Source organism: Nitrobacter sp., from assembly GCF_051535235.1.
Classification (GTDB): domain Bacteria; phylum Pseudomonadota; class Alphaproteobacteria; order Rhizobiales; family Xanthobacteraceae; genus Nitrobacter.
Genome location: NZ_JBPPLZ010000006.1, coordinates 57,700 through 73,920 on the forward strand (window position 1 = coordinate 57,700; position 16,221 = coordinate 73,920).

Consider the following 16,221-nt stretch of genomic DNA (forward strand, 5'->3'; position numbering starts at 1 on the left):
GGGTCGCGCGATGCGAGTTCGAACCGACTTACCGCAGCGAGCGCCCGCGCGCCGCGAGACGTGTCGTGGTCAGGGCGGCGACGGCCGATCCGCTGAACCGGTCGCAGAGGATTCCCATCTGCGGATCGTCGGAGAAGGTCATCGCAATCGCCCGTTCCGGCTTTTGGAAGTAGATATGCATCAATGTCATGTCCTGGTCGCCCAAGACCGTTGCCGACATCGTGCGGCTCGCGCTTGGAGCAACGATCATCGCACGCATCCAGACATCGCTGTCGCGCGTGGCTGCCGGCGCCAGTCGGCGCGAGGTGGCCACCACGGCGCCCTGGTCGCCTGCGCCTTTCACGAGGACCGTTGTCACGCCGTCTATAGCCATCGGATTGCGCGCGGGGGCGATGGGCCGGATCGGCGGTATCGATGCGGTGGCCGCGACAATTCGCGCGCGGCGGACGTCTTTCGGCGCCGGCGCATAGGCCAGCGCCTGTAAGGATTCGGAGATACTGGAGGTCGGCTGCGGGTCGACGGCGGCAAGCGCCCCGCGGGCGCTGACGGCGGCGACGACCTGTTCGGGCGTGGCCTGGGTCGGGGCAGCCGGCATTTCGTCCCAGAAGCCGCGGGCATTGATGATGTCGGCCGGGGTTTGCGGTTTGCTGACCGCAGCCGCGGCCTGCTTTGTCGGCGGAACCGGCGGGGCATCGGCAGATGCGAGCCGGAATGCCGCGACCGGCTTCGGCCGGGGCAGCGGGATCGGGTCCGCCGAGGTCGCCGGAGCCGCGGAGGCGACCGTCGTCTGGACAGGCGGCTGGACCGCCGGTGCGCCATCCGAATCGTCATCCTCGTCGGCGGCGGCCTTGCCGCGGAACAGCGCCAGCAGGAAATTCGACGGCTTGCTCTTCACAGCTCCGTCTTCATCCGCGTTCTGGCCGCGTCGCTCGATGTCGGCCATTGCCAGCTCATAGCCAGGCAGCGGGTTGCCGTCGGAGGGAATGTGCACGGTGCGGCCGTTCGGGAAAACGCGCACGAGCTGATCGTGGGTCATGCGCGGCCAGTGTCGCACATGGCCGGTGTCGAGATGAACGAAGGGCGAGCCCGATTTGGGATAGAAGCCGACACCGCCGCGCTGCATGCGAAGACCGGCAAAACGGATTTTTTCGAGCTGCACGCCTGGAATGAAGAAGTCCATCGCGTGGCCGAGCATGTGCTGGCTGAATCGCGCGACGCCGGTATGCGCGGAGCGGCGGCGAAGCATGGCATTGGTGGCGGGGGAGCGGTAGGCGGAGACGATGTTGATCGGCTGTCTGGCGTCGACGTCGCGATAGACCTCCCAGAGGATGTCGAAGAGGTGACGATCCATGGTGGTCTGCTCCTGGCTGCGCCAGTCGCGAAGATAGTGATTGAGCTGCTTCAGCGCGGCTTCGTCGTAGCGGCCGTTGCGCTTGAAGGTGACGGTCAGATCTTCGTTGGAATGGGTGTGATGAAACGAAAGCGTGCGCGTCTCATTGAGCGCAGCCGCGTCGTGCACCGATCCCGCGCCCGCCAGCAGCAGAAGCGACGTCAGGCCGATGCAGTAACCGGCCCGCGGAATCGACAATGATTTCAAACCGCGTGCAAAACCCGCAAGCACGTCAATGAGCCCACCCGAAGGACGATTAAGTCGCGCAGCCTTTCCACGACCCCGTTTGTGGAAGGGCTAAACTCAAGTCGTAGAGCAGGAGGGTTAATCCGGATTTACCTTAATCCGCCCCCTCCTAAAGGATAACTAGCCCGCCGACTGTGGCAAAAAAGAGCCAGGGGATTAAGGCGCGGGGGACAATGGTTAACGTTAAAAGAGCCCGGTTGTACGATGAAGTGATTGTTTTTAATCAACTAAATCCGTCTTCCGGCAGGTGGCGAAGGGTGTTTCCGCCAGGTTGGACGGAAATGGCGGTTGGTTTGCCTGAAGCCAACGCGCCAAAACAAAATTCAAAATTATAAAAATCATCCCGCCTCTGATTCTATCAGAAGCGGGAAGGCGCTAGCGCCGATAGATCTGACGACGGCGGTCCTCGACCTGGGGAGGGGGATTCTGGAAACCGAACAGCCGTTCGAAGAACGAAGGGCCGCTGCTCGTGAAACCACCGCCAAATCCGCCGTTATCGTTGAGAGCCACGCCTTGCGGGATGTCTCCTCTCGGACGGGAATAGTTCGGCTGGGCATGCGCGATCACCGCCTCGAGATCCCGGCCCTTGGCGTTGCGGAGCAGCGCCAGCATCGTGGAGTCACGGCCGTAGACGTCAGGACGAATCTGCAGTTTGCCGGCGCTGTCCACGAACGCGGTCTGATAGGTGATGTTGACCGGAATCGGGGTCGGGAATTTGATGTCGAACTCGTTCCGGCCGTACATGCTTCGGACCTTTTCCGGGGTGTAGTGATCCTGCGGAAGGGCGATGTTGAGCAGCGTCGCGGCATACTGGTCGGGGTTTTGCACCCGCATGCAGCCATGGCTGAAAGCGCGCGTCTCCTTGGCGAACAGATATTTGTCCGGCGTATCGTGCTGATACACCAGGAACTTGTTCGGGAAATTGAATCGGATACGGCCCAGCGCATTGCGTTCGCCCGGCGGCTGCGAAATGTGGATGCCGCCGCTGCGGTCCCGCTCGAGCTTGAGACCCATGCGTTCCAGCACCGTCGGATCCTGCTGCAAGGCGGGCAGGTATTCCTTGTAAATGATCGACGGCGGCACGTTCCAGGTCGGATTGACGGTGATGTACTTCATCGTTTCCGTCAAAAGCGGCGTTGCATGAATCCCCGGCTTGCCGACGACAACGCGAGTGCTCCAGACCTGCGCGCCGTGCTGCATCACCTTGAGCGAGTAGTCCGGAATGTTCAGGATGGCGTAGGCGTCGCCGAGCGACGGCGCGCCGAGTTCGCGCGGCAGCCAACGCCAGCGCTCCATGTTGACGATGATGGTGTCGATCTGACGATCCTTCTTCACGCCGTTCATGGCGCGAAGAGTGTTGTTGCCAAGAACACCGTCGGGCTTGAGGTGGCTGCGGCCCTGGAAAGCCTCCACGGCGGCGGCGACATCGGCATCATAGTGGGTATCGTCGGGATTTTCAGCGACGCCCAGTCTGGCGCGAATCTGCGGTACGCGCGGATCCTCCATCATGGCATTCTTGCGAAATACGAGGCTCGGGCCCTCGGCAATTTCGATCACGGGGCCTTCCGACGCCTTTCGGAGTTCGGCGAGCTTCTGCTTCAACTCCCGATAAAGCTTGTGCGGCGGGTTGTAGCTGTCGAGCGCTGCGGAGGCATCCTTCGCGGTGGTGACGTTCTTCAAAACCTGCTCGGGATCGATCGGATGCTCCGGATACTGGATATCCGCGCTGACCTGCGACCAGTGCATCCGGCCGCTCTGGGCCTGTCGGGCGTAGTCCATCATGCTCGCGGTCAGCTTGAGGTCGGCTTCGGCGATCTGATCCGGCGACGCCGCTTCGGCAAAATTCGGCACGGGATAGTCGGCGGGATCGAGGCCATCGGCCGCGGCGTCCTTCAGACGCGCGATCACGCCCTTGGCCTGTGCCGTCAGAGCGCCGCCCTCCGTCCATATCGGGGCATAGCCTCGCTCCGTGTAGAATTTTTCGATCGCGGTGCGCTCGGCCTTGCGATCGAAGAATTTTGCGGCCTTCGCATCGAGCAGTTCGTGCAGCTTCTCGGCCGCGGGTTGATCCGCGGGGGGGACGTTGCTCGCGGCCTTCACCGGCTCGCCGGCAGCCGGTGAGGCGGCGGTCGCGGCGGCGGGGTTAACCGTTGCAGTCGCGTCCTTCTTTGCGTCGTCCGTTTTGGTCTCTGCCTTGGCGCCCTCAGCGCGCGGCGTCGCGGCGTCGGCCGGCTTGGCCTCCGTCTTCGCGTCGGAGATCTTCGCGTCAGAAGCCTTCGCGTCAGAAGCCTTGGTGTCGGCGGACGTCGCGTTCGAAGGCGCCGCGGGGTCAGTGGCGTTCGCGGTGGCGGGTTTCGTCTCTGCCGGCGGGGCAGGCGTGTCGGCGGTTTTGCTGTCAGCCGGTTTCGACCTGCTGACGAGGGGCGGAGCAGGCGGCACGTCGTTCATCTTGAAATCGGCTGCGGTGGGCGGCGGAACGTTCGCCGGCTCCGGCGTCGGCACAGCGGCATCGATTGCAAGTTCGGCGGGACTCTTCTTCGCGGTGTCCGTCTGGGCGGATGCTGCCGTGGCCGAGACTGTCAGAAAGGCGGCTGCAAGGGCCATCAGGAAGCGGTCGAAACCGGTCCGGTTAGTCGCGTAGTCCCGCATTCTCAGCACCCCTTGGGTGAAACTGTCCCGGCCTGGAACAATTTTCCGATGATTTCGTCCAGCGTTCGCCAAGTCTTGAATATTGGCGATTCACGTTCATGCACGGACGTTACACGCGCCCGATTCGGGCAGCCAGCGCCGCAGAGGCCACTCACGACAAACTGACCTCAAAAATACGCTGTTTGCAACGCGACACGCCTTTTTCAAAGGTGTTTTCCGTCAGTCTGTCACCGCGCCGCAACGGTTCACGTCCGCGACATTTTTTCTCCCTGCTGCTCGCAACCGGTACCCAGGGAACGCGAGGAAGCCCGTTACTGTTCCTCGTTCGCCGCCATGTCATCGTTCGCCGCCATGTCATCGAGCTTGCGGTAGAGTGTGGACCGTCCGATCTTCAACCGTCGCGCCACTTCGGACATCTGCCCGCGGTAATGTGAAATCGCAAAGCGGATGATATCGGCCTCCAATTCTTCCAAGGGGCGCATTTCGCCGTCTTGCGCCAGCATCGAGAGGCTGCTGGCATCGGGGAGAGGCGGAACGATCGGTATTTCATTACCGGGTATCACGTTGTGCGCCATCCGAAGCACCACCGGCTCCATGACCAGGGGCTCGTCGGTCTCGGCAGCCGGCGGCGCGCCGATCAGCGGAAAATCCGAAAGGCCGAGCTGCTCGTCCTCGCTCATGACCACCGCGCGATAGACCGCGTTTTCGAGCTGGCGGATGTTGCCGGGCCAGCTGAGCTGCGACAGCCCCGCCATTGCCTCGCCGCTGATGCCAGCGATCGTCCGGTTTTCCTCGGCGCAGAAGCGCGCGAGAAAATGCCGCAGCAGGTTCGGGATGTCGTCGCGCCGCATCCGAAGCGGCGGGATCGTCAGCGGCAGCACGTGCAGGCGATAGAACAGATCTTCCCTGAATTCACCGGCCTTGACGCGTTCGAGCAGCCGCCTGTTGGTGGCCGAGACGATGCGGACGTCGACCTTGACCGGCTTGCGGCCGCCGACCGCTTCCACCGCACCCTCCTGCAGCGCGCGCAGCAGTTTCACCTGCGCCGTCAGCGGCAGTTCGCTGACCTCGTCGAGGAACAGCGTGCCCCCGGAGGCTTCGACGAATTTGCCGGCGTGGCGCTCGGTCGCGCCGGTGAACGATCCCTTCTCGTGACCGAACAGGATCGACTCCACGAGGTTGTCGGGAATGGCGCCGCAGTTCACGGCGACGAACGGTTTTGTGCTGCGGTCGCTCGTGCCGTGGATCGCGCGCGCGAACAGTTCCTTGCCGACGCCGGATTCGCCCTCGATCAGCACCGGGATCGATGAACTTGCGGCCTTTTTCGCCGCCTTCATCACGTTGGCCATGGTCTCGCTGCGGGTGATGATGTCGGCGAAGCTGAGGCGGCCTTCGCGGCTGTGGCGGACCCGCCGCAACTCGCTTTTCAGCGCGCTGGCATTGAGCGCATTGCGTAACGAGACCTGCAGCCGCTCGATGCCGACCGGCTTGATCACGAAGTCATGGGCGCCGGCGCGCATCGCCGAGACCACGTTGTCGATGCCGCCATGGGCGGTCTGGACGATGACGGGGACATTGATGTCGGCTTCGCGGATTTTCGCCAGCACGCCCATGCCGTCGAGGCCGGGCATTACAAGATCGAGGATGAGGGCATCGATGACGGGGCCGTCGGCGGTCGTCAGCGCGGCGATGGCCGCGTCGCCTCCCTCGACCACGATCGCCTCATAGCCTGACCGCCGCACCATGTTTTCGACGAGCCGGCGCTGGACCGCGTCGTCGTCTGCGATCAAAATGGTGGCAGTCATGGCATTCCCCGCACGCTACAACTATCTGTACCGAATCGAGGCACACTGGCGGACGCTGATTAATGCGCTCTTAAGGTTTGCCGCGCCGTCGTCGTGCAACAGTTTTTTCTTCCTGACCGGAAACTGAAAAGAAAGTCTGGATCGATAATGGCTTCGCGTTCTTCCTCCGCCTCCCGCAAATCCGCCGCCCGCAAGCCCGCCTCTCATCGCAAACCCGCGGTGACGAAAAGTGCCGTCGCGAAACCGGATGCGGGTCGTCTGCCGGAATGGAATCTCGCCGACCTTTATGCCGGCATCGACGCGCCCGAGGTGACGCGCGATCTCGACACGGTCGATGCGGACTGCAAGGCGTTCGAGGCCGACTACAAGGGCAGGCTCGCGACGGAAACGGCGAAATCCGACGGCGGCACGTGGCTGGCCGAAGCCGTGCGGCGCTATGAGGCGATCGACGACCTCGCAGGCCGGCTCGGCTCGTATGCGGGTTTGATCCATGCGGGCGACAGCGTCGATCCCGCGATCTCGAAATTCTACGGCGATATTTCCGAGCGCCTGACGGCCGCCTCGGTGCATCTCCTGTTCTTCACGCTCGAACTCAACCGCATCGACGACGACGTGATCGAGCGCGCCATGCAGGCGCCGGAGCTTGGGCACTATCGCCCGTGGATCGAGGACAGCCGCAAGGACAAGCCGTATCAACTCGAGGACCGGGTCGAAAAGCTCTTCCATGAGAAGTCGCAGACCGGCTACTCCGCCTGGAACAGGCTGTTCGACCAGACCATCGCGGGCTTGCGCTTCAAGGTCGGAAGCAAGGAGCTTGCGATCGAACCGACGCTGAACCTGTTGCAGGACCGCTCACCCGAAAAGCGCAAGGCGGCCGGTCAGGCGCTGGCGAAGACGTTCAAGGCCAACGAGCGAACCTTCGCACTCATCACCAACACGCTGGCCAAGGACAAGGACATCTCGGACCGCTGGCGCGGCTTTCAGGACGTCGCGGATTCGCGCCACCTGAACAACCGCGTCGAGCGCGAGGTTGTCGATGCGCTGGTGGCGTCGGTGCGCGCGGCCTATCCGCGGCTGTCGCATCGCTACTACACGCTGAAGGCGCGCTGGTTCAAAAAGAAGAAGCTCGCGCACTGGGACCGCAATGCGCCGCTGCCTTTCGCCGCCACCGGCGTCATTCCGTGGAGCGACGCGCGCAAGATGGTGCTGACGGCCTACGGCGATTTCTCAACAGAGATGGCCGGCATCGCCGAACGCTTCTTTACCGACCGCTGGATCGACGCGCCGGTGCGTCCCGGCAAGGCGCCGGGCGCGTTCTCGCATCCGACCACGCCGTCGGCGCATCCCTATGTGCTGATGAACTATCAGGGCAAGCCGCGCGACGTGATGACGCTCGCCCATGAACTCGGTCACGGCGTGCATCAGGTGCTGGCCGCGAAGAACGGCGCGCTGATGGCGCCGACGCCGCTGACGCTTGCGGAGACGGCGAGCGTGTTCGGCGAGATGCTGACCTTCAAGCGGCTGCTGGCGCAGACCAGGAACGCGAAGCAGCGGCAGGCGCTGCTCGCCGGCAAGGTCGAGGACATGATCAACACCGTGGTGCGGCAGATCGCGTTCTATACCTTCGAGCGCGCTGTCCATACCGAGCGCAAGAACGGCGAGCTCACCGCCGAGCGCATCGGCCAGCTCTGGCTCAGCGTGCAGGGCGAAAGTCTCGGTCCCGCGATCGAGATCAAGCCGGGCTATGAGACGTTCTGGATGTACATTCCGCACTTCATCCATTCGCCGTTCTACGTCTACGCCTATGCGTTCGGAGACTGCCTCGTGAACTCGCTTTACGCTGTCTATGAGCACGCGGCCGAAGGCTTCGCCGAGCGCTATCTGGCGATGCTCGCCGCCGGGGGTACCAAGCATTATTCCGAACTGCTGAAGCCTTTCGGGCTCGACGCCAGAGATCCCAGGTTCTGGGATGGCGGATTGTCGGTCATCGCCGGAATGATCGATGAACTGGAGACGATGGGATAGCCTCCGGCCTTACAGATGGCGTGTCAGGCGCTCGGACGTTCGCGTGAACCAGCGTGGCGGCGCCGGGGTGCAAGAATAAAGTCCTATGGGACGCAACGGACGATGGGCCCGTGGCAAAACGGCACAGGGCAGGGGGCTGGCAGGCCGGATTGCGCGACCGCACCGGCGGCGAGGCAGCGTTTGGACGCTATTTCCGCATCTCGGCCGACCAGCGGTGGCGATTTTCCGTCAAACAAGCGGGGCAGGGACGCGACCTGAGCGCAAAACCGGGCAATTGCGGGCTTCCTCGCTTATTTTTCTTCCTTTTGTACATAAAAGAACAATGACATCGCCGTGGCGGCCGCCACACCGTTGCTCTGTCCTTCCGATTGCGCTAATTCCTCCCGGGCAAGATCAACCCTGGCTGGAGACGAGACGTGTCAGATCATAGCGAAATCGTGTACTCGACGGCGGACGGTATGGATTATCCGGCGCATGAGGAAACCTATAAGGCGTTCATTAAATTTGGGACCGTCGGCACGGCTGCCGTGATCACCCTTGTCTCGCTGATGGCGATTTTCCTCACCTGATTGCCCGGTCGTCGTTCGGGCCGTCCTTGATTTCCGTTCGCTAACAATGTGGCTGGTGCTTTAATCGTGCGTGGCCGTCGGCTGCGGGAGGCATCATGAAGATTGCGATAGCGAAGGAAATCGATCCGTCGGAGCCGCGGGTGGCCGCGTCTCCCGACACGGTGAAGAAGTTCAAGGCGCTCGGCGCAGATGTCGCCATCGAGCCGGGCGCCGGAATCAAGTCTGGAGTCCCGGATTCGGACTTCGTGGCCGCGGGCGCCGTGGTCAGCGCCGACGCGGTCCAGGATGCCGACATCGTCATCAAGGTGAAGCGGCCGGAAGCCGGCGAGCTTGCACGCTACAAGCGTGGCGCGCTGGTGATCGCGATCATGGACCCCTACGGCAACGAAGCTGCGCTCAAGACGATCGCGGATGCCGGCGTGTCTGCCTTCGCGATGGAATTGATGCCGCGCATTACGCGCGCCCAGGTCATGGACGTGCTGTCGAGCCAGGCGAATCTCGCCGGCTACCGTGCAGTCATCGAGGCGGCTGAGGCCTTCGGCCGCGCATTTCCGATGATGATGACCGCCGCCGGCACCGTGCCGGCCGCGAAGGTGTTCGTCATGGGCGTCGGCGTTGCCGGCCTTCAGGCGATCGCGACCGCGCGCCGCCTCGGCGCCGTCGTCACCGCGACCGACGTCCGTCCCGCGACCAAGGAGCAGGTGGAAAGTCTCGGCGCCAAATTCCTCGCGGTCGAGGACGAAGAGTTCAAGAACGCGCAGACCGCCGGCGGCTACGCCAAGGAAATGTCGAAAGAGTATCAGGCCAAGCAGGCTGAACTGACCGCGGAACATATCAAGAAGCAGGACATCATCATCACGACCGCGCTGATTCCCGGACGCCCGGCGCCGAGGCTGGTGACCGCGGAGATGGTGCGGTCCATGAAGCCGGGCTCCGTGCTGGTCGATCTCGCGGTCGAGCGTGGCGGTAACGTCGAGGGTGTCAAGGCTGGCAAGGTCGCCGATCTCGATGGCGTGAAGATCATCGGCTTCACCAATGTCGCGGGCCGTGTCGCCGCCTCGGCCTCGAGTCTTTATGCCCGCAACCTGTTTTCGTTCATCGAGACGCTGGTCGACAAGACGACCAAGGCGCTCGCGGTGAACTGGGACGACGAACTGGTCAAGGCGACCGCGCTGACGAGGAACGGCGCGGTCATCCATCCGAATTTCCAGCCGAAAAGCGCATGAATGTTGTTGTCCGCCAACGCGCTCCGGTTACCGCCCTCTCCCCGTCGGGCAGAGGTCGCGCCATCAGGCGCGGGTAAGGGGGCCGCTTTCATATCCAACATCCCATCCACCTTTCACCCGGCTCAGCGCGTTCGCCGACCTGCCGGAGGGGAGAGGTGAAGAAAGCAACGAGATTCTGATGGAACATATCGTTCAGGCCGTCGATCCCTTCGTTTTCCGGCTGTCGATTTTCGTGCTGGCCGTGTTCGTTGGCTATTTCGTGGTGTGGTCGGTGACGCCCGCGCTGCATACGCCACTGATGTCGGTCACCAATGCGATCTCCTCGGTGATTGTGGTCGGGGCGTTGCTCGCCGTCGGCGTCGGCATGATCTCGGCCGGCTCGGGCTGGGCGCGGGCCTTCGGATTTGTCGCGCTGGTCTTTGCCTGCGTGAATATCTTCGGCGGCTTCCTCGTCACCCAGCGAATGCTGGCGATGTACAAGAAGAAGCAGAAGTAGATTTTTTCGATGCTGGGTTATTTCCAGTGTCCCGGATGCGAGGCGGCACGCCATGCTGCATCGCTGATCCGGGACCGCCACAATTTGGGACGGCCCCGGTTCTGCGTCGCATCGCGTTGCGCTGCGCCGCGTCCGGGACAAGACGTCGGGGCTCCGCCATGAACGCCAATCTTTCCGCGCTGCTTTATCTCGTCGCAGGCGTCCTGTTCATCCTGTCGCTGCGCGGGCTGTCGAGTCCGGCGTCGAGCCGGAAAGGCAACTTCCTCGGCATGACCGGCATGGCGATCGCGGTCGCGACCACGCTCGCCTCGCATCCGCCCGCCGACGTGCTGGCATGGCTGCTGGTCATTCTCGGGGTCGCGATCGGCGGCGGCATCGGCGCGATGATCGCGCGCCGGGTGCCGATGACGTCGATGCCGGAACTGGTGGCGGCGTTCCACTCGCTGGTCGGCATGGCGGCGGTGCTGGTGGCCGCGGGCGCGTTCTATGCGCCGGAAGCCTTCGGCATCGGCACGCCTGGTCATATCCATGCGCAGAGCCTGATCGAGATGTCGCTCGGCGTCGCCATCGGCGCGTTGACCTTCACAGGTTCGGTGATCGCGTTCCTGAAACTGTCGGGCCGCATGAGCGGCGCGCCGATCATTTTGCCGGCGCGCCACATCATCAACATCGTGCTCGCTCTCGCGCTGATCTTCTTCATGTACGGCCTGGTGATGTCGGGCAGCGTGCTCGACTTCTGGGTGATCACGATTCTCGCGCTCGCGATCGGCGTGCTGCTGATCATCCCGATCGGCGGCGCCGACATGCCGGTCGTGATCTCGATGCTGAACTCGTATTCGGGCTGGGCGGCGGCTGGCATCGGCTTCACGCTCGGCAATTCGGCGTTGATCATCACCGGCGCGCTGGTCGGCTCCTCCGGCGCGATCCTGTCCTACATCATGTGCCACGCCATGAATCGCTCGTTCATCTCGGTGATTCTGGGCGGCTTCGGCGGCGAGACCGGCGCGGCCGCTGCCGGCGGCGGCGAGCAGAAACCCGCCAAGCTTGGCTCGGCCGAGGATGCGGCGTTCATCATGAAGAACGCCTCCAAGGTCATCATCGTGCCCGGCTACGGCATGGCGGTGGCGCAGGCCCAGCACGCGGTGCGCGAAATGGCGGACGCGCTGAAGAAGGAGGGGGTCGAGGTCAAATACGCGATCCATCCGGTCGCGGGCCGGATGCCCGGCCATATGAACGTGCTGCTGGCCGAGGCCAACGTGCCCTATGACGAGGTGTTCGAACTCGAGGACATCAATTCGGAATTCGCCCAGGCCGACGTCGCCTTCGTGATCGGCGCCAACGACGTCACCAACCCCGCGGCGGAGGAAGACAAGTCCTCGCCGATCTACGGTATGCCGGTGTTGCAGGTCTGGAAGGCCGGCACCGTGATGTTCATCAAGCGCTCGCTCGCGTCGGGCTATGCCGGTATCGACAATCCACTGTTCTATCGCGACAACACCATGATGTTGCTTGGCGATGCCAAGAAGATGACGGAGAATATCGTCAAGGCGATGTGATACGGCGGAGTTCAACAGCGGGAGGCCGACATGGCGGACAACAAGGCGAAGCGCGGGGGTGGTGATCGCCGCCTGATTTCGTTGAGTGAGGCCTATGAGGTCCGCTACTGGGCCAAGAAGTTCAAAGTCACTCCATTGAAGCTGAAGGCCGCTGTGAAGGCGGCAGGCCGCTCGGCAAAAAAGGTCGAGGCCTACATCAAGCTGCAGAAGCACAAGGCCAGCGACCGGCTGCTGATTGCGCTGAGCCAGCCTTACGAAGTCAGCTACTGGTCGAAGAAGTTCAAGGTGACGCCCGCAAGGCTTCGCGCCGCTGTGAAAGCGGTCGGGCATTCCTCGAAGAAGGTCGGCGCTTACCTCACTCCCGGGAAGGCGGCCAAAAAGAAAACCGCGGTCAGGAAGGGCGCGGCCGTGAAAAAGAAGGCGGCTCCCAAAAAGGCCGGGACGACCAGGAAGGCGAAAAAGGGCGCTCGCAAGCGCGCCGCATAGGCCTGCCGCCTGTGAGCGCGCATGGTTCGATGCCTCGCTCGGCGTGGATTTTCCCCGCTCTGGCCGTGTTGTTCTACGGCGCTGTGACCGGTCTCGGCATCACTTTCGTTCCGTCCGCGACCGGCATCCTGTTCGCGGTCGTGCTGCTGGTGATCCTGTTCGGCACGGTTTTCGCGGCCGTGCACCACGCCGAGGTCATCGCGGAGCGGATCGGCGAGCCTTACGGAACGCTGTTGCTGACGCTCGCGGTCACCATCATCGAAGTTTCCCTGATCGCGACGATCATGCTGGGCGACAAGGCGGTGCCGGAACTGGCGCGTGATACCGTGTTCGCGGTGGTCATGATCGTGTGCAACGGTCTGGTCGGGACCTGCATTCTGGCCGGCGGGCTTCGTTACCGCGAGCAGGAGTTTCAACCAGCGGGCGTGAACATCTATCTCAGCGTGCTGATCGTGTTCGCGACGATCACGCTGGTGATGCCGAACTATACCCTGACGACGCCCGGGCCGCTGTATTCGCAACTGCAACTCGGTTTCGTCAGCGTCGTCACCATCATGCTCTACGCCGTCTTTCTGTACACGCAGACGGTCCTGCATCAAGACTATTTCATTGTCGGGCACGACGCCGACGGCGGGGAGGGATCTGCCTCGAACCGCTTGCTGGCGCTGAGCGTCGCGCTGCTGCTGATCTCGCTGCTCGCCGTCGTGCTGCTGGCGAAGAAGTTCTCGCTGGTAATCGACGCGGGCATCGCGGTGGTCGGCGCGCCTGAAGCCCTCGCCGGCGTGTTGCTGGCGCTGCTGGTCCTTTTGCCGGAAAGCGTCGCGGCGCTTGCGGCCGCGCGGCAGAACGATCTGCAGAAGAGCATCAATCTCGCGCTCGGCTCCTCGCTGGCCACAATAGGTCTGACGATTCCGGCCGTGGCAGTGGCCGCCTACGTCATGGACAAGCCGCTCGAACTCGGTCTCAGCGCCCAGAAGATGATCCTGCTGGGCCTGACGTTCCTTCTGAGCATGCTGACCTTCGGAACGGGCCGGACCAATATCCTGTTCGGAATGATCCACATCGTCGTGTTCGCGATCTATGTCTTCATGGTGTTCGTGCCATAGTCGGACAACGAACGGAATCACCGACGCCTTCGCCTTGAGGCGAGGCTTTGAGGATCGCATGTCTCAACGCACTCTGCGACGGATCGGCCGCCATGCGTGCCTCGTGGTCACGCTTGGGGCAATGGCATCCGCCGCTGCGGGCCAGGAGATGCCGACCGACCACGACCACATGGGTCGCGACCACATAGGTCACGAACATATGGGTCACGAACATATGGGTCATGCCGCCTCGGGCGGACGATCCCATCATCCTCATTCCGCCAATCCAGTGAAGCGGACACATACGGCGGTGAAACGGAAGCCTCCGGCGCCGGCCATGGCGCACACGGATATGGCCCACATGGATCATGAGGCGATGAGTCCCGCGCATACGGGGCACGGAACGGACGGCCACGGCTCCATGCCCGGCTTTCTCGGACCCTACATGATGGCGCGCGAGGCGTCGGGAACGAGCTGGCAGCCGGACACCTCGCCGCACGAAGGGCTTCACCAACAGTTCGACGCCTGGAGCGTGATGACCCACGGCTCCATCAACCTGAATTACGACCGGCAGCCGGGTCCGCGCGGCGCGGACAAGACCTTCGTCAGCGGCATGCTCATGACCATGGCGCAGCGGCCGCTCGGAGACGACGGCACCTTCGGCGTGCGCGCCATGCTGTCTCCGGAGCCGCTGATGGGGGCGGCCGGCTATCCGCTGCTGCTGGCGAGCGGCGAGACCGCCGACGGCGTGTCGCATCTGGTCGATCGCCAGCATCCGCACGATCTGTTCATGGAACTGGCGGCGACATACAGCCACAATATCACCGCGAACTCGAGCGTCTTCGTCTATGGCGGCCTGCCGGGCGAACCCGCGCTCGGACCGCCGGCCTTCATGCATCGCCTCAGCGGCATGGACAATCCCGAGGCCCCGATCAGCCACCACTGGCTCGATTCGACGCACATCACATTCGGCGTGTTGACGGCCGGTCTGGTTCTCGAGAACTGGAAGTTCGAGGCTTCGACCTTTCGCGGGCGGGAACCCGACCAGTACCGCTACGACATCGAACGGCCGGCGCTCGACAGCGTTGCCGGCCGGGTGAGCTGGAATCCGGTCCGCGAACTGTCGCTGCAGGTGTCCTACGGGCACCTGAATTCGCCGGAACAGCTCGAACCGGAGGTCAACGAAAACCGCCTGACGGCTTCGGCGATCTACACCACGCCGTTCGGCGACGGGCATCTGTGGAGCGCGACGGCGGCCTGGGGCCGCAAGATGCTGAGCCCGGGGGAAACGCTGGACGCCTATCTGTTTGAGAGTTCCGTGATTCTGAAAAACAACTGGACGCTGTTCATGCGCGCGGAACAGGTCGCTGAAAATGAACTGACGCACCACATTCCCGGTCTCGAAGACAGGGTTTTCAACGTGGGCAAAGTCTCGGTCGGCGGAATCTACGATTTCATCCGCACCGATCATGCCAAGTTCGGCATTGGCGGACTGGTCAGCCGCTACCTGCTGCCCGACGATCTGAAACCGGTCTATGGGCGCGACCTCACCGGCTTCATGGCGTTCGGCCGGATCAAGCTGCTCTGACAGCGGAGCCGTGAAAGCCGCGCTCCGGGCTTTCGGCCGGCGCGCTTCGTCGCGCGGACCGACATCCGCAAAACGCGATAATCGACACGAAACGTGACGTGGACCACCACCTTGCCACCGATCAGTCGCGATTGATCCCTCAATCGGCCCAAAAGTTTCCGCATCAGACAGCGCGGGAGAGGCCGGCCATGCTGAAATACGCTTCAAAGTTCTTTTTCGAGAAGATCCTGCCGTCCGTGGTGGCGACGGTGACGGGCGCCTACATCGTCAACCACTACATCGTAGGCAAGCCTGCCGATGCATCGGCCCCCGCCGCCGTGTCGTCCGCGGTGGTGCCCGATAAAGCTGGCGGCGCCGAAGGCGGCATTCGCGCGAAGGGCATTTCCGAAAAGGCAGTTGCGACGGTGCCTGCCGAGAAGGTCCAGCCCGAGACGGAGAAGCCAGCCGAGAAGCGGGCTGAAACCGCGTCCGCTCCGGCCGCCATGAAGAAACATCAAACGGCGCGGCGCGAAAAGGCCGCCGCCAAGGTCGCATCCGCTCCGGCGCAGACGGGGTCTATTCCGGACGATCTTCGCGACGCCAACGATCTGGCGCGGGCTGCGATCGACCGCTTGCGCGGCACGAACGATGCGGACCCGCGCATTGAAGGCTCGCGCTCCCGATCGGAGGTCACGCGAGCGCAGCCGGATGCCGACCGCCGCCCGACCGAATCAGTTCCGCGCCTGCAGGATATCGCGCGCGCGGCGCCGGCGGTGCAGCCGCTTCCGCCACCGATCCAGGTGTCCGTGCCTGCTGTCGAAACTCCCCGGCTTGATGCGATGGCGACCGGGGAGGGCTCGCCTTCCGACCGCGCCGACGATCGTGCGCGACTGCCGGTTCCGCCTGCGGACATTCCGCAAGCCTCGGGACGATTCGATCCTGCGGCCAACGCGGCAGAGCAGACGAGCGCCCATACCACGGTCGCCGATGACATGCTCTCGGCTGCGAAATCGGTTGTCCAGGCGGTGCTGCCGAAATAGCCGCGGGCCGCGTTCCGTATTTTCGAGCGAAGGGGGAGGGTTTGCGTCAAGAAAACCCGTCAAAAAAAAGGCTCTGCAAAG

At 63.4% G+C, this 16,221-nt stretch carries 14 protein-coding genes; 10 read left to right on the top strand and 4 right to left on the bottom strand.

Annotated features, from left to right (window positions below; translation table 11 throughout):
- Positions 1–28: 28 nt before the first annotated feature.
- The 3 genes from ACS3WA_RS09910 to ACS3WA_RS09920 form a co-directional block, all read right to left on the bottom strand.
- Positions 29–1,621 (bottom strand): DUF882 domain-containing protein, encoded by a 1,593-nt coding sequence (locus ACS3WA_RS09910; RefSeq protein ID WP_438278363.1) that lies wholly within the window; start codon positions 1,619–1,621, stop codon positions 29–31.
- Positions 1,622–2,011: 390 nt separating this feature from the next.
- Positions 2,012–4,285, bottom strand: a complete 2,274-nt coding sequence (locus ACS3WA_RS09915) for a L,D-transpeptidase family protein (protein ID WP_438278364.1) — start codon at positions 4,283–4,285, stop codon at positions 2,012–2,014.
- Between the two features lie 311 nt (positions 4,286–4,596).
- Complete coding sequence (locus tag ACS3WA_RS09920) at positions 4,597–6,090, bottom strand: sigma-54-dependent transcriptional regulator (protein WP_438278365.1); 1,494 nt, start codon at positions 6,088–6,090, stop codon at positions 4,597–4,599.
- Positions 6,091–6,237: 147 nt separating this feature from the next.
- Between ACS3WA_RS09920 and ACS3WA_RS09925 the strand changes: the two genes are divergently transcribed.
- The 8 genes from ACS3WA_RS09925 (at position 6,238) to ACS3WA_RS09960 (ending at position 13,554) form a co-directional block, all read left to right on the top strand.
- Positions 6,238–8,115 (top strand): M3 family oligoendopeptidase, encoded by a 1,878-nt coding sequence (locus tag ACS3WA_RS09925; RefSeq protein WP_438278366.1) that lies wholly within the window; start codon positions 6,238–6,240, stop codon positions 8,113–8,115.
- A 110-nt stretch (positions 8,116–8,225) separates the two neighbouring features.
- A complete protein-coding gene (locus ACS3WA_RS09930; RefSeq protein ID WP_438278367.1) occupies positions 8,226–8,441 on the top strand; it encodes a hypothetical protein in 216 nt (71 codons plus the stop codon).
- Positions 8,442–8,531: 90 nt separating this feature from the next.
- Complete coding sequence (locus ACS3WA_RS09935) at positions 8,532–8,684, top strand: aa3-type cytochrome c oxidase subunit IV (RefSeq protein WP_438278368.1); 153 nt, start codon at positions 8,532–8,534, stop codon at positions 8,682–8,684.
- 95 nt (positions 8,685–8,779) lie between these two features.
- Positions 8,780–9,910, top strand: a complete 1,131-nt coding sequence (locus ACS3WA_RS09940; RefSeq protein ID WP_438278369.1) for a Re/Si-specific NAD(P)(+) transhydrogenase subunit alpha — start codon at positions 8,780–8,782, stop codon at positions 9,908–9,910.
- A 178-nt stretch (positions 9,911–10,088) separates the two neighbouring features.
- Positions 10,089–10,406, top strand: coding sequence for a proton-translocating transhydrogenase family protein (locus ACS3WA_RS09945; RefSeq protein ID WP_292610363.1), 318 nt, complete (start codon positions 10,089–10,091; stop codon positions 10,404–10,406).
- A gap of 158 nt (positions 10,407–10,564) precedes the next feature.
- Complete coding sequence (locus ACS3WA_RS09950) at positions 10,565–11,962, top strand: NAD(P)(+) transhydrogenase (Re/Si-specific) subunit beta (RefSeq protein WP_438278370.1); 1,398 nt, start codon at positions 10,565–10,567, stop codon at positions 11,960–11,962.
- Between the two features lie 30 nt (positions 11,963–11,992).
- On the top strand, positions 11,993–12,448 hold the full coding sequence (locus tag ACS3WA_RS09955; protein ID WP_438278371.1) for a DUF3606 domain-containing protein: 456 nt from the start codon (positions 11,993–11,995) through the stop codon (positions 12,446–12,448).
- Between the two features lie 11 nt (positions 12,449–12,459).
- Entirely contained in the window at positions 12,460–13,554 is a 1,095-nt protein-coding gene (locus ACS3WA_RS09960; RefSeq protein ID WP_438278372.1) for a calcium:proton antiporter, read from the top strand.
- Here the strand turns inward: ACS3WA_RS09960 and ACS3WA_RS09965 are convergent.
- Complete coding sequence (locus ACS3WA_RS09965) at positions 13,535–13,777, bottom strand: hypothetical protein (protein ID WP_438278373.1); 243 nt, start codon at positions 13,775–13,777, stop codon at positions 13,535–13,537. The two genes, ACS3WA_RS09960 and ACS3WA_RS09965, sit on opposite strands and share 20 nt — an antisense overlap.
- Before the next feature lie 93 nt (positions 13,778–13,870).
- On the opposite strand from ACS3WA_RS09965, the gene ACS3WA_RS09970 reads away from it, so the two are divergent.
- Positions 13,871–15,121, top strand: coding sequence for a hypothetical protein (locus ACS3WA_RS09970; protein WP_438278374.1), 1,251 nt, complete (start codon positions 13,871–13,873; stop codon positions 15,119–15,121).
- A 188-nt stretch (positions 15,122–15,309) separates the two neighbouring features.
- Positions 15,310–16,140 (top strand): hypothetical protein, encoded by an 831-nt coding sequence (locus tag ACS3WA_RS09975; RefSeq protein WP_438278375.1) that lies wholly within the window; start codon positions 15,310–15,312, stop codon positions 16,138–16,140.
- The last annotated feature ends 81 nt before the right edge of the window (positions 16,141–16,221 follow it).